The organism is Mycobacterium sp. 050272, from assembly GCF_039023525.1.
Classification (GTDB): domain Bacteria; phylum Actinomycetota; class Actinomycetes; order Mycobacteriales; family Mycobacteriaceae; genus Mycobacterium.
Map to the genome: position 1 here is coordinate 117533 of NZ_JBCHKV010000006.1, position 14368 is coordinate 131900.

The 14368-nt window shown below is 64.1% G+C and carries 10 protein-coding genes and 2 pseudogenes; 5 read left to right on the forward strand and 7 right to left on the reverse strand.

The genetic code is table 11. The annotated features are described in order from the left end of the window. Nucleotides 1-36 precede the first annotated feature (36 nt). Nucleotides 37-1812 (forward strand): acyl-CoA dehydrogenase, encoded by a 1776-nt coding sequence (locus AAHS21_RS14760; protein ID WP_105387579.1) that lies wholly within the window; start codon nucleotides 37-39, stop codon nucleotides 1810-1812. A gap of 53 nt (nucleotides 1813-1865) precedes the next feature. Here the strand turns inward: AAHS21_RS14760 and AAHS21_RS14765 are convergent. From AAHS21_RS14765 to AAHS21_RS14790, 6 genes and pseudogenes are all read right to left on the reverse strand, one after another. Next, nucleotides 1866-2087, reverse strand: a pseudogene (locus AAHS21_RS14765) (IS256 family transposase); the annotation flags it as partial. A 276-nt stretch (nucleotides 2088-2363) separates the two neighbouring features. Continuing rightward, nucleotides 2364-3995: a long-chain fatty acid--CoA ligase gene (locus AAHS21_RS14770; protein WP_099250438.1), complete on the reverse strand. Its 1632-nt coding sequence runs from the start codon at nucleotides 3993-3995 to the stop codon at nucleotides 2364-2366. Nucleotides 3996-4029: 34 nt separating this feature from the next. Further along, on the reverse strand, nucleotides 4030-4434 hold the full coding sequence (locus tag AAHS21_RS14775) for an SCP2 sterol-binding domain-containing protein (protein WP_006438776.1): 405 nt from the start codon (nucleotides 4432-4434) through the stop codon (nucleotides 4030-4032). A 48-nt stretch (nucleotides 4435-4482) separates the two neighbouring features. After that, nucleotides 4483-5982: an aldehyde dehydrogenase family protein gene (locus AAHS21_RS14780; RefSeq protein WP_087140121.1), complete on the reverse strand. Its 1500-nt coding sequence runs from the start codon at nucleotides 5980-5982 to the stop codon at nucleotides 4483-4485. Between the two features lie 317 nt (nucleotides 5983-6299). Further along, nucleotides 6300-7406: an NDMA-dependent alcohol dehydrogenase gene (locus AAHS21_RS14785; RefSeq protein ID WP_099250439.1), complete on the reverse strand. Its 1107-nt coding sequence runs from the start codon at nucleotides 7404-7406 to the stop codon at nucleotides 6300-6302. Between the two features lie 186 nt (nucleotides 7407-7592). Continuing rightward, nucleotides 7593-8297: a response regulator transcription factor gene (locus AAHS21_RS14790; RefSeq protein WP_099250440.1), complete on the reverse strand. Its 705-nt coding sequence runs from the start codon at nucleotides 8295-8297 to the stop codon at nucleotides 7593-7595. A gap of 35 nt (nucleotides 8298-8332) precedes the next feature. On the opposite strand from AAHS21_RS14790, the gene AAHS21_RS14795 reads away from it, so the two are divergent. The 4 genes from AAHS21_RS14795 to AAHS21_RS14810 all read left to right on the forward strand — a co-directional run bounded on the left by AAHS21_RS14795 (nucleotide 8333) and on the right by AAHS21_RS14810 (nucleotide 13012). Beyond that, nucleotides 8333-9664 (forward strand): HAMP domain-containing sensor histidine kinase, encoded by a 1332-nt coding sequence (locus tag AAHS21_RS14795; RefSeq protein WP_342928372.1) that lies wholly within the window; start codon nucleotides 8333-8335, stop codon nucleotides 9662-9664. Nucleotides 9665-10133: 469 nt separating this feature from the next. Further along, nucleotides 10134-11396, forward strand: a complete 1263-nt coding sequence (locus AAHS21_RS14800; RefSeq protein ID WP_105387583.1) for a cytochrome P450 — start codon at nucleotides 10134-10136, stop codon at nucleotides 11394-11396. Then, nucleotides 11396-12670, forward strand: a complete 1275-nt coding sequence (locus tag AAHS21_RS14805) for an FAD-dependent oxidoreductase (protein WP_342928373.1) — start codon at nucleotides 11396-11398, stop codon at nucleotides 12668-12670. The genes AAHS21_RS14800 and AAHS21_RS14805 overlap by 1 nt, the downstream gene beginning before the upstream one ends. A gap of 21 nt (nucleotides 12671-12691) precedes the next feature. Then, complete coding sequence (locus AAHS21_RS14810; RefSeq protein ID WP_342928374.1) at nucleotides 12692-13012, forward strand: 2Fe-2S iron-sulfur cluster-binding protein; 321 nt, start codon at nucleotides 12692-12694, stop codon at nucleotides 13010-13012. 145 nt (nucleotides 13013-13157) lie between these two features. Here AAHS21_RS14810 and AAHS21_RS14815 read toward each other — a convergent pair. Further along, nucleotides 13158-14196 (reverse strand): annotated as a pseudogene (locus AAHS21_RS14815) (IS21 family transposase); the annotation flags it as partial. Nucleotides 14197-14368: the final 172 nt, after the last annotated feature.

A 14368-nucleotide genomic window follows, 5' to 3' on the forward strand; every position in this document is an offset into this window, starting at 1 on the left:
CTCGCTAATGTTTTCGTTTCGCGAAAGGGTTCCCCGATGGCCGACTTCATCTCCCGGCGTGACGTCGACTTCCTGCTGTATGAGTGGCTCAACGTCGAAGAGCTGACCGAGCGCAGCCGCTACGCCGAGCATTCGCGCGACACGTTCGACGCGGTCTTGGACCTGTCCGCCGACATCGCCACCAAACGCTTTGCCCCGCACCGCAAGAAGGGCGATCAGGTCGAGCCCACCGTCGGCCCAGACGGCAAGGTCGTGCTCATCGACGAGATCAAGGATGCCCTGGACACCTTCGCTGAGTCCGGGCTGCTGGCCGGGTCGTTCGACGAGGCCGTCGGCGGTATGCAGCTGCCCGCGGTGGTCTCCGAGGCGGCCATGACGTTCTTCCGCGCCGCCAATCCCGCCACCACCTCCTACCTGTTCTTGACCATCGGCAACGCGAACCTGCTGGTCGAATACGGCACCCCCGAGCAGATCGACGCGTGGGTGCGCCCCATGCTCGAAGGGAAATTCTTCGGAACCATGTGCCTATCCGAACCCGAGGCGGGGTCGTCGCTGGCCGATATCACCACCAAGGCCGTGCCCGCCCGGGACGGCACCTACCGGATCGCCGGCACCAAGATGTGGATCACCGGCGGTGACCACGAGCTCACCGAGAACATCGTGCACTTGGTGCTAGCCAAGGCTCCCGGCGGTGGCCCCGGCGTGAAGGGCATCTCGCTGTTCGTCGTGCCGAAGTACCTCACCGACGGCACCCGCAACGACGTGGCGCTCGTCGGGCTCAATCACAAGATGGGCAATCACGGCACCACCAACGCCCTGCTCAACTTCGGCGACGGGACGCATCGACCCGCGGGCGATGCCGGCGCGGTCGGCTACCTGGTCGGCGAGGAGCACAAGGGCCTAGCGTATATGTTCCACATGATGAACGAGGCGCGGGTGGCCGTCGGGCTGCAGGCCACCGCCACAGGATACGCCGGGTACCTGGCCTCGGTCGAATACGCCAAGGCCCGCACCCAGGGCCGCCCGGTGAACGCCAAGGACCCGTCGTTGCCGCAGGTGGCCATCATCGAACACGCCGACGTGAAGCGAATGCTGCTGGCGCAGAAGGCCTATGTCGAAGGTGCGTTGGCGCTGGGCCTTTACTGCACCCGCCTGGTCGACGAGCAGCGTTCGGGCACCGAACCCGACAGCGCCCGCGCCCACCTGCTGCTGGAGGTGCTGACGCCGATCGCCAAGAGCTGGCCGTCGCAGTGGTGCCTGGAGGCCAACAGCCTGGCCATCCAGGTGCACGGCGGCTACGGCTACACCAAGGAGTTCGACGTCGAGCAGGCCTACCGAGACAACCGTCTCAACGCCATCCACGAAGGCGCACACGGCATCCACGGCCTGGACCTGCTGGGCCGCAAGGTGGTTATGCACGACGGCGCCGGGCTGACACTGCTGGCCGAGCGGATCACCGCGACCATCAACAAGGCCGAAACGCACGTCGGCACAAGGCAGCATGCCGATGCCCTGCGCGGTGCGCTTACCCGGCTGGTCGACATCACCGGCACACTGTGGGCTGCCGGTGATATCTCTGTGACACTGGCGAATTCGACGCTGTACCTGGAAGCGGCCGGCCATGTGGTGATGGCGTGGATCTGGCTGGAGCAGTTGCTGGCCGCCGCGGACGGCAACGGCGACTTCTACGACGGCAAGCGTGCCGCGGGCAGATTCTTCTTCACCTATGAACTGCCCAAGGTCGGCCCCCTGTTCGATCTGCTAGCCAGCCTAGATACCTCGACGGTGGATGCCGTACCAAGCTGGTTCTGATACCGCTACCCAGAAACCAGGGTCAGGTGGACTCAGTAACGGGGACTCGCCACCAACACCTCGGTCGAGCTGAACAGCTCATAGGGGGCGATCGCCACCTCCCGAACCCATCGGCGGCCCGCACCCGCGAACGGGACGCCGGCAGCCAACGACCGCCCAATGTCACCGAGGCGCGTTCCTGGCCGTGTCGCACCGCCCTGCGGGCCGCATCGTGGCGCCCGTCGGGCCGGCCAGCCGAGCACGTCGGCTTCCATCAGCTCCCACATGACCTGCAGTGTCCGGCATCCACCGCCATCGCAGCCGACCTTCCTGCACTTTCTCGGCGATCTCTGCCATCGCCACACTGATGGTCGGGTACGCGGCGACGGTCGCACCCACAGACGCCAACGATCAGGCGATGTTGACGGCGCGTCGCTGTCGCTGACGCGGTGATCGCGTGCGTGGTTGTGTCAGCGGCTTAGCTGCGATGGATGCTGCGCAATTGCCAGATCATCGTAGTCATCCTGCAAAGGGGGACGAAAATGGTCGCGCGTCAACGCTGCAGTTAGCAGTCACCGCACCGTGGTGATGCTGAGCTTGCCGTCCGCATGGTAGGCGCGCAGCAGCTTCTTGTCGAACTTCCCTACACTGGTGCGGGGAACCTGCTCGATGAACGTCCACTGTTCGGGAAGCCACCATCGTGGAACCTGTTGGGCCAGCCAGGATTTGATCTCTTGGGGCGCAATGTGGAGTCCATCCTGCAGCACGACCGCAGCGAGGGGGCGTTCTTGCCATTTTGGGTCGGGCACGCCGATTACCGCCGCCTCGAACACGGCTGGGTGCCCGGTCAGGATGTTCTCTAGTTGCACCGATGAAATCCATTCGCCGCCGGATTTGATGACATCCTTGGCACGGTCGGTCAAAGTCAGAAAGCCGTCGGCGTCGATGCGCCCGACATCCCCAGTGCGCAACCAGCCGTCGTGGAATTTGTCGTCGTCGGCACCCTGGTAGTACGCGCCTGTTACCCAGGGCCCGCGGACTTCCAGTTCCCCCACCGCTTGACCGTCGTGCGGCAGCACTGAACCGTCATCGGCGACGAGACGCATCTGGACTCCGCACACGGGGCGGCCTTGGGTCGTTCGCATCTCCTGTGCCCGCTCGGGCGGTGCCGTTGCCGACGGGCGTGCGATGGCGGCCAGCGGCGAGGTTTCGGTCATTCCCCAGGCCTGCAACACCGTGACGCCCAGGCGCTCCTCGAATGCCTCTATCAAGGCGCGCGGCACCGCGGAGCCGCCACAGACCACCAGCCGCAGCGATGAGAAGTCGCAGGTGCCGACGCGTCCCGTGTGGGAGAGGACGTCATTCCAGATTGTCGGTACGGCGCCCGCTATGGTCGGGCGCTGTTCGTGCACCATCCGGCTGATCGCCTCGGCCTGCAGGAATCGGTCGGGCATCAGCAGGTCGGCCCCTGCCATCAGCGCTGCGTAGGGCAGCCCCCATGCGTTGGCGTGAAACATCGGCACGATCGGCAAGACGCGATCGCCCTCGCCGATGCCCAGCCCGTTTGTGGTGCATGCGGCCATCGAATGCAGGTATAAGGATCGGTGGCTGTACACCACCCCTTTGGGGTCGCCGGTGGTGCCGCTGGTGTAACACATTGCCGCTGCGGAGGTTTCTTCGACTGCAGGCCAAGGGAACTCGTCACCCTCAGCGGCGAGCAGCTCGTCGTAATGGGCTACTTCGGGGCCGTTGCCCCGCAGCAGCTCGACAGCATCGCCGCCGCCAGTGACCACCACCGCCCGCACCGAGGGCGCATCCGCCAACAGCGGGGCCAGCAGTGGCGTCAGGGACGCGTCGACGATGATGACCGTGTCTTCGGCGTGGTTGACCACGTAGCGGATTTGATCGGCCGAGAGTCGGATATTGATCGTGTGCAGGACAGCACCCATGGCGGGTACCGCGCAATAGGCCTCCAGGTGTTCCTGGTTGTTCCACTGGAACGTGGCGACGCGGTCGTCGCCGGTCACACCGAGACGTCGCAGCGCCAAGGCCAGTTGGGCCGACCGCTGGCCGATCTGCCGGTAGCTTGCAGCGCGAAGGCCCTGTTCGGTGGCGCTGATCACCTGCTTGGCGCCGTGTACGCCGCTAGCATGCGCCAGGATCGAGGCGACCGACAGCGGAGCGGCCTGCATGGTGGAGTGCATCAGCGATTCCGCCCGCCACAAGCGATGTCGACCTTCACAGTTCGAGGTCGCTGCGGCCGTCGGCGGCCAGCATCGCGGTGTAGGTGGGAAAGAGCAGTTTGGCGGTGGGGACGAGCTTGATGACTTTCTGCACCGGGCCCTTGGCGCGGACCTGACCCTTGGCCATGGCCAGCGACAGGTTCACTTTGCCCTGCCAGAATCGGTTACCGGTGTCTGCCGACATGAACAACTCGACATCGGGTGTGATGTCGGTGGCGCCGGCGAGCACTGTTGCGTTGGGAAGGTCCACCGTCACAATCGCCTCGGGATCGGTGTAGTTGATTTGCAGCACAACACCCGAGGCGGACAGCTTGGGCCCGATGTCGGGATCTGCTAGGCCCTTCTCGAACACCCCGCCGATGTATTTGTGCACCTCTGCCTCGTCAGTGAAAACGCCCATGGCGGTGATCCTTTCGTGTCGTTGATCGCCAAAGCTGGAAGATCCGGGCTAGTCCAAGCCGATCCACACGGACTTGGTTTGGGTAAAGCCGAGCAGGGACTCCTCGCCAAGATCGCGCCCGTATCCGGACGCCTTGTAGCCACCGAACGGTGCCGCGGGGTCCAACACGTTGTACAAGTTGACCCACACAGTGCCAGCCTGAAGCTCCCTGGCCACTCGGTGCGCGCGTTTGAGGTCGTCGGTCCACACCCCCGCTGCCAGTCCGTACGCGCTGGCATTGGCCCGGCGCACCGCCTCGGCTTCGTCGTCGAAGGTCAACACCGACAGCACCGGCCCGAAGATCTCCTCGGTGGCGATCGTCATGGCGTCGTCGACGTCGGTGAAGATGGCCGGCGTCAAGAAGTGGCCGTGACTCAGTGCGCCGCCGGGTCGCTGGCCGCCGCAGAGCAGGGTGGCGCCTTCCTGGGTGCCGGCGCGCAGGAAACCTTCAACGCGGTCGCGCTGGGTGGCTGAGACCAGGGGCCCCATCTCGGTGCTGTCATCGAGGCCGTGACCGAGCTCGATCGCCCGGGCCGCGGTCTCCAGCTCGGCGAGCAGTTCGTCACGCACGTCGCGGTGAACGAACAGGCGCGACCCTGCACAACACACCTGCCCTTGGTTGAGGAAGATGGCGGCCAGTGCCCCCTGGGCCGCGGCTTTGAGGTCGGCATCCGGGAAGACAATGTTGGCTGATTTGCCACCCAGTTCCAGGGTGAGTTTCTTGATGCTGGGTGCGCTGGCGGTGATTATCCGGCGACCGGTTTCCGTCGAGCCGGTGAACGACACTTTGGCCACCCGGGGGTCTTCGATGAGGGCCTGACCGGCGGAAGAACCGAGCCCGGTGACCATGTTGAGCACACCCGGAGGTAGTCCTGCCTCGAGAGCGATCTCGATCAGCCGCAATGCGGTCAGCGAGGTGTGCTCTGACGGCTTGAGCACGACCGTGTTGCCGGCGGCCAGGGCGGGCGCCACCTTCCACGACGCGATCAGCAGCGGAAAGTTCCACGGCACGATCGCGCCGATGACGCCCAGCGGTTCCCGTTGCGTATACACCAGTGCCTCGCCCACCGGCGGTGAGACGGGCAGGGTCTGGCCGCCAAGTTTGGTTGTCCAGCCACCGAAGTAGCGCCAGATTTGACTGACCAAGCCGATATCGATGTACAACGATTCCGTCAGCGGTTTGCCGTTGTCGAGCGTCTCGAGAGTGGCGAGTTCCTCGGCATGCGCCTCGATCGCGTCGGCGACGTCGAGCAGTATCCGGCCGCGGGCGGCCGGGCTCAGGCGACGCCAGTGTTCAAATGCCTCGCTCGCCGCGTCGACCGCCCGCGCCACGTCGATCGGACCACCCGCTGCGATGGTGGCCAATACGGCGCCGGTCGCCGGATCGGTGGTCACAGCCTCGGCTCCGTCGGCGGCCCCAAGCTTGTCAGCCCCGATGACGATGCTCGCCGACGCACCACGCAAAAACGTTTGCAGCGTCTCAGGTATGTCGATTGATAGCGTGGTCATCACAATTCCTTTGTTTGTCTGCATGTTTGTTGAACAGCGCGGCAAGCCCGCCGCGCTCTAGGTGGGCGCTCTGTGCAGTGTCCGGTGATGACTCACCGGACTCGGGTCTAACATGGTCACGGCCGGGATTGTCCGACTACGTTCCGTTCACCGGCAAAAGACGTCGATACGGCAGGTCTTGGTCACCGACTCTTCGCCAGCGGTGTCCATGTGGTGCGCATGAGTCTCCTGGAGCCGCTACGTTTCCCGGGCTCAGCGCGCGAACCATGCCCGAATCCTGGTCTCGCGAACGGCTAGGTGACCGTCCGAAGGCCCACTCAATAGCGGATGACGCCGCGGATATTTCTGCCCGACCGCATGTCCTCATAACCCTGATTGATGTCCTCCAGGTCGTACTCGGTGGTAATGAGTTCGTCGAGCTTCAATTGGCCGAGAGCGTAGAGCTCCAGCAACCGCGGAATATCGTGCTGGCCGTTGGATGAGCCGAATAGCGATCCACGGATCTGCTTTTCATATAAAGTCAGCTCGAGAAGGTTTGTCGTGATAGTGGTTTCCTCCGGGTGTCCGATCGCGGTGACCACGACGCGACCCCGCTTACCGATGAGACTCAGTTCTGGACCCACCTCGGCGCCCTCAGCGACACCGGTGGTGACGATGCAGACATCGGCAAGCCTGCCGCGGGTCAAGTCGCTGATCGCGTTCCACGCCTCATCGATCGATGAGGCGGTATGCGTGGCACCGAACTCATAAGACTTGGTGCGCTTGAACTCAACTGGGTCCACCACCATGATCATGCGGGCACCGGCGATGCGCGCTCCCTGGACCGCGTTCATGCCGATGCCGCCCGCCCCGATGACCACGACCGCGTCTCCCGCCCGCACCTCACCGGTACGCACTGCACTCCCAAAACCGGTGGTCACCCCGCACCCCACCAATGCAGCGGTATGCAGGGGAATATCGTCATCGATCTTGACCACCGACGCGGCAGGAACGACGGTGTACTCCGAAAACGTTCCGAGCAAACACATTTGACCGACGTCTTCGCCCCGCGCGTGAAAACGGTAGGTTCCGTCGAGTTGCGGTCCCAGCATCACCGCGGCGCCGGAGTCGCAGAGGTTCCCGATGCCGCGGGCACAGTAGGAGCATCGCCCGCAAGCGGGCAAGAACATCATCACGACGTGATCGCCCTCGGCGATATCGGCGACATTGGGTCCCACCGCTTCGACAACGCCAGCGCCCTCATGCCCGCCCACCAGAGGGTATGGAAAGGGAAGGTCGCCAGTAACGAGGTGCTCGTCGGAATGGCATAGACCGCTGGCGGCCAACTTGACGAGCACCTCGCCCTCACCGGGCGGATCCAAGTCGATTTGCTCCACCTGCCACTTCTCGTTCTGGCCCCACAGAACCGCAGCCTTCGTCTTCACTATTGATTCTTCCTCACATGTTTGATGTTGTGTGCCCATCGTCACAACGATGTGGCGCACACACCAGGGCCGCCCGTGCCATCAGTGGCCCACGAGTGCCACGCAGATCGAGCACGCCTCGCGCAGCCTTGCACGGCTCTCAGAGTCAGCTGCATGCGACCAGATTCGCGGCGCTCACTAACGCAACTAAAGTTTGGGCGAACGGGCCAGGCGCCGAGCCTGGTAATCGCTGATGTCTAGCAACCCGAACTTGCCCGCCAAGGCAGCAGCGCTGATCCGGTTGCTTACGCCAAGCTTATTTAGCAGCGTGGCCACCATGCGCTTGGCGGTTCGTTCCGAGACCAGCAATCGGTCGGCCATCTCCGCGTTCTCCAGCCCTGCCGCCAGCAACGTCCACAACTTCAGGTCCTGATCGGACAAATGCTCTAGCACTTCACTCGGGGGTCGGCGGGTCTGGGTCAGGAGGTCATCGAGGACGGCGCCATCGACAACCCGCATGCCTTCGGCGATCGTCCACAGAGGGCCTGCCAGCGCTTCGGGCCGTGCGGTCTTGGGCAGGAAGCCGTCGGCTCCGGCACGCAACGCTTCTTCGGCCAGGTCGAGATCATCGGTGCCCGACAGCGCGAGGATCCGGGTCGTGGGGCTACGGCCCTTGATGTGGCGGATCGCAGCCAGTCCTCCCAGCGGGGGCATGGTCAGATCAACGATCGCGACGTCAGCGGCGCAATCGGCGACGAGGTCGGCCGCCTCCTCGACATAGCTGGTTTGGCCCCCCACGGTGAAGATGTCCCCCCATTCGCGGGTGAGCAGCAAGGCTAGTCCCTGCGCAAACAGTTCGTGGTCATCGACGATAGCCACGACGATCCCTTTCCGGCCGCCGCTAGGCTTCATTGTGACGATGTTAGCCGCACCCCAGGATAAGGTCGATGAGACTGCATAACCGGGTCACCGCATTTGTCGACGGTGACGAATACGGACTGGCTCGCGTTGTGGTGGCAGTCCGGATGGCGGTAGTGGCGTCAGTCGGGGTGCTGGTGCTTGTGGGACCCGCCTGGGTTCGCCAGCACGTGCCCGCGGTTGTGGGCATTCTGATTGCGGCGACGGTGTACGCAGTGGTGCTGCTGGCCAACCCGAAATTCGAGGCGCGCCGCACCCGGTACTCCTGGGCGGTCGCCCTGGCTGACAGTGCCATCACCCTTGCCTGGATCGCCGTCACCGGTGGACCGCATAGCCCGGTGGTGGCGGTACTTCCCCTGGTCGTTATCGCATCGGCGGCCCGGCTGTCATTCATCGAGACTCTGCTGTTATCGACGCTTTTGGGTCTGGCGTACACCGCGGTGATCGTGCCCTCTTCATCGATGCCAGCAACGGCGCCCACCCCTTGGCTCCAGGCCAGCTGGTGGGCGTTGTATCTGTTGTTCGCGGCGGTTCTCACCGCGGGCCTGTCTACCTTGGCGGAGCGCGAACACCGCTCCAGACTGCGCGCTCTGGTCGAAGCCGAGACCCAGCACGCCGCGGCCGAGGAGGAACGCGATCTGCGTTCACGGCTGCTCACCTCTTACCAGTCCCAACAGGACGGGCTGCAGGTGCTGGTGCACGAGTTCCGCACCCCCATCGCCTCGCTGGAGGCACTTCTCGATGCACTGGCCGGCATCTCACCGATGACGGACGCCGACCGCAGCACCAGCCTGCAGCTGGCCAGCCGACACACTCGCCATGTCGTCGACATGCTCGACGCACTCTCCGACGTCGCGCTGAGCCGACGCCCCACCTTTTCTGGGGGCAGGGTACGCCAAGTCGACGTCGCGGACATCGTCACCGCAGCAGCCGATGCGGTAGGCCTCACTGCGCCACGCCTACAGCTTGCGATGACCGCCGACCTGACTGCTGTCGCGATCAACGCCCAGGGATTGCGTCGGGTGCTGACCAACCTGCTCGAAAACGCAGCCCGCCACGGCCGCGGCGGGCCGGTCGACGTCACGTGCAGTCGACACGGCAACGACCTCGTCATCGCCGTCGCCGACCGTGGCCCCGGAATCCCCGACGAGGATCTGGGAGAGCTGACAGCAAAGTACGTCAGTGCCGGCGGTCAGCGCGGCACCGCCGGTCTGGGACTATGGATCGTGCAGCAGATCACCGACGCAATGGGCGGTCGGGTGAATTTCGCCGCTCGCGCTGGTGGTGGGCTCGTCGCGACCTTCCGTGTTCCGCTGATCACCGCGCCGCAACCAGACCCGCCCCCCGCTCCGCGCTGGTAGTCCGGACAACTTTGCGCGGGCCTCGTCGGCCAGACGTCGGCGCCGCCAACGGCACGCAGCCCACTGGCCCACGCTGGCGTGATCATGGGAACGAAAGGGCGGCAGTCACCATCGCAATCACGATTCGCAACGTCCGGCGCAGCATGACGATCGGCTCCAGCCCGTCTGCGTGGGCACCGGATCGCCCCGGCAGCAACTTCGCCGATCGGCGGTAACTCGAATGTCCGGTGCGGCTCACGTCCGCATCCGGCCTCTTCCCGACGTGGCCCGCAGGGGTCATGACGTGGCCCGCGGGCCACTTGTCGTCGGCCTCGCCACTTATCACCCTTAATGGTGTTGAGGGTCACATTAAGCCGCGCGGGGTGCACGTCGAGGTGGAACAGCTCGGCGCGCACAACGGTTGGGGCGAGACATGTTTCCGCTCATGCGCCCATTTTTCTGTAGAGCACCAGGTTGAGAAGGGACCAACATGACCGAAATGACGGTGGCCGCCAACGACGCGACGAACGCGGCGTACGGGATGGCCTTGGAGGACATCGATGTGAGCAATCCCGTGCTGTTCCGGGACAACACCTGGCATCCCTATTTCAAACGCCTGCGCGAAGAGGATCCGGTTCACTACTGCAAGAGCAGCATGTTCGGCCCCTACTGGTCGGTGACCAAGTACCGCGACATCATGGCAGTCGAGACCAACCCGAAGGTGTTCTCGTCGGAGGCTAAAAGTGGCGGCATCACCATCATGGACGACAACGCCGCAGCATCGCTTCCCATGTTCATCGCCATGGATCCACCGAAACACGATGTCCAGCGAAAGACCGTGAGCCCCATCGTGGCGCCCGAAAACCTTGCCACCATGGAATCGGTGATTCGCCAGCGCACCGCGGACCTCCTCGACGGATTGCCGATCAATGAAGAGTTCGACTGGGTGCATCGGGTGTCGATCGACTTGACCACCAAGATGCTGGCGACGCTGTTCGATTTTCCCTGGGACGACCGCGCCAAGTTGACGCGCTGGTCGGACGTCACCACGGCGTTGCCCGGTGGCGGGATCATCGATTCTGAAGAACAGCGCATGGCCGAGCTGATGGAGTGCGCGACGTATTTCACCGAGCTGTGGAACCAGCGCGTGAATGCCGAACCCAAGAACGATCTCATCTCGATGATGGCCCATTCGGAGTCAACACGACACATGGCGCCCGAGGAATATCTCGGAAACATCGTGCTGCTGATCGTCGGCGGTAACGACACCACCCGCAACTCGATGACCGGCGGTGTGTTGGCCCTGAACGAATTTCCCGACGAATACCGCAAACTGTCCGCCAACCCGGCGTTGATCAGCTCTATGGTGTCGGAGATCATCCGGTGGCAAACACCTCTTTCGCACATGCGTCGGACGGCACTGGAAGACATCGAGTTCGGCGGCAAGCACATCCGCCAGGGCGACAAAGTCGTGATGTGGTATGTGTCCGGCAACCGGGACCCCGAGGCCATCGACAATCCCGACACGTTCATCATCGATCGCGCCAAGCCCCGCCAGCACTTGTCCTTCGGGTTCGGCATCCACCGCTGCGTCGGCAACAGACTCGCCGAACTACAGCTCAACATCCTGTGGGAAGAAATCCTTAAACGGTGGCCGGACCCACTGCAGATCCGGGTTCTTCAAGAACCGACCCGCGTGCTCTCACCGTTCGTCAAGGGCTACGAATCGCTGCCCGTGCGCATCAACGCCTGATGATCCACACCGGCGTGACCGAAGCCGTTGTGGTGGTCGGTGCCGGCCAGGCTGGCGCACAGACAGTCGCCAGCCTTCGACAAGGAGGGTTCGAGGGGCAGATCACCCTGCTCGGCGACGAGCCGGCGCTGCCCTATCAGCGCCCCCCACTGTCGAAGGCCTTCCTGGCCGGCACCCTCCCGCTGGACCGCCTGTACCTACGCCCTGCGGCGTTCTACCAGCAAGCCCACGTCGATGTCATGGTCGACACTGGGGTGAGCGAGCTCGACACCGAAAACAGACGCGTCCGGCTCACCGACGGCCGCGCTATCAGCTTCGATCACCTAGTGCTGGCCACCGGCGGCCGCCCCCGCCCGCTGGCCTGCCCTGGTGCCGATCACCCCCGCGTCCACTACCTTCGAACAGTGACCGACGTAGACAGGATCCGCTCCCAGTTCCATCCCGGGACACGGCTGGTCCTGGTGGGCGGCGGTTACATCGGCCTCGAAATCGCCGCGGTAGCCGCAGAACTCGGGTTGACCGTGACCGTCCTCGAAGCACAAACCACCGTCTTGGCACGGGTCACCTGTCCGACGGTGGCCCGCTTCTTCGAACACACCCACCGGCGAGCAGGAGTGACGATTCGGTGCGCAACCACAGTCACACGCATCCACGACAGCTCGTCCACCGCACGCATTGAACTCGATAGCGGCGAGTACATCGACGCAGACCTCGTCATAGTTGGGATAGGATTGCTCCCCAACGTCGACTTAGCCTCAGCAGCTGGGCTGACATGCGAAAGCGGCATCGTCGTGGACAGCCGTTGCCAGACAAGCGCACCTGGCATCTACGCAGCCGGTGACTGCACCCAGTACCCGAGCCCCATATACGGCCGACCACTTCACCTCGAGTCGGTGCACAACGCCATCGAACAGGCCAAAACGGCCGCCGCAGCGATCCTCGGCAGAGACGAGCCGTTCCGTCAAGTCCCCTGGTTCTGGTCAGACCAGTACAACATCAAACTACAGACGGCCGGCGTCAACGAAGGCTACGACGACGTGATCATCCGCGGCGATCCGTCCTCAGCATCATTTGCAGCCTTCTACCTGCGCGCCGGGAAACTGCTGGCCGTCGATGCAATCAACCGGCCGCGCGAATTCATGGCGTCGAAAACCCTTATCGCCGAACGCGCAGAGGTAGACCCAATGCAACTCGCCGACGAGAGCCTCCCCCCCACAGCCCTTGCGGCGGCGGTAAGAGCCCCCACCCGCGCAACGTCCCCAACCTCCCTCTAACCCACTGATAAAGGAATCGAAATGCCCAAAATCACCTACATCGACTACACCGGTACGAGCCGCTGCGTTGACGCCGAAGACGGCATGTCACTGATGGAAATCGCCATCAATAACAACGTGCCAGGCATCGACGGCGACTGCGGCGGGGAGTGCGCATGCGCGACATGCCACGTGCACGTCGATGAAGACTGGTTGGACAAACTGCCGCCCAGCAGCGACCAAGAGGTGGCAATGCTCGAATTTTGCGATGGCGTAGACCGCACATCCCGACTCGGCTGCCAAATCAAAATCTGCCCGACTTTGGATGGCATCGTCGTACGGACACCAGCTGCACAACACTAGCTACCCCGACCCGAGACCGCAGCTACACACGTTATCGAGACAGTCCCTCCCTAATCGGCCAGTCCCAGCGATTGCGAGGCAGGCCCCGGAATCCCCGACGAGAATCGGGGAGAGCTGAACCACCCGGGTTTGATGCACACCTTCTCAATGCTGCGGTGTCGAGGGCGATGACGTGGCCGCTGTCGCGGACCATCACCCCGAGCCCGTCAGCAGCCATGCGGTGCCGCGCCACCACGATCCCGCCCATCGTGGCGACGTCGAGGTACTCACCGCCAATCGGATGGCTGACCCTGACTTCGGCAGCGGCCAGCTCAGGTGGCACCGAGTAGCGGTTGCCGCGGTAGGACACCAACGCCTGCCGCGACGCCGTCCGGCTCTCAGAGACGATCACCGGATAGGGCACCGCCGGAACCGATGCCAGCGGCTCAGTTGTGGCGACCACGGCGACCGAGGACCGCCCGTCTGCGGTGGCCCGGATCCGGGTGTCGCCACGCAGGCGGGCGAAGCGGTCCACACTGGTCTGTGCCTGTTCAACAGTCATGTCATCAGCCAGGGTGCGCCACCAGCGTTGCGCAGCAGTGTGATTGGCCTTCTCCACCACGCCCTTGCGGTTACCGCGCCGCGGCGGGCAGATCGCCACCGCGACCCCGTAGTGCTTAGCGACCCCGGCGAACGACGCCGTCACTCGCCCCGATCCGGGATCGCAGACGGTGGCCATCCGGTCGAATCGCCAGATGCGGGTCAGCCCACCCAGACCGCGGCAGATCGTGTCGATGGCGGCGACCAGGTGTGGTTGATCCATCGATGGCGAGAGCACCGCCCGCCACTTGCCGGAATGAGCCAGAGAGCCGACCAGCAGGAAGGCTTTCCTGCCCCAGCCCCAGGAGGAGGGCGGGTCGGGCAATTCCAGCCAGTCCCATTGGGTTTCCTCACCTGGTGGGTGCTCGATGATCGCGTTGGGGCGGTCGGTGGCGGTACGGCAGGCTTGGCAATCCGGGCGCAGATTGCGGGTGCGGATGTTGCGGGTCAGGCTCTGATACGACAGCCCGAAGCCCAGGTCTTCGAGTTCGTCGTAAAGGGTGCGGGCCCACAGATGCGGATCCTCGACCAGCCGCGCCGACACGTAATCGAGGAATGGATCAAAACGGATCCGGGCGCACACCAGGCTCGGCATCGCCGGCCAGATACTTGCGGACCGTCTTGCGCCTCCTTCGACGGAGCTACTGGCGTCAGACACCAGCAGCATCGAGGGAGGCCCGCCCTTCTCGGCGGAGCCACACGGGTGGGGAATTTCGATGAGCGTCAGTGGGGAATTTCAGCGAGCGCGGTCATGGGCACGTTGATGATGCGGACGAC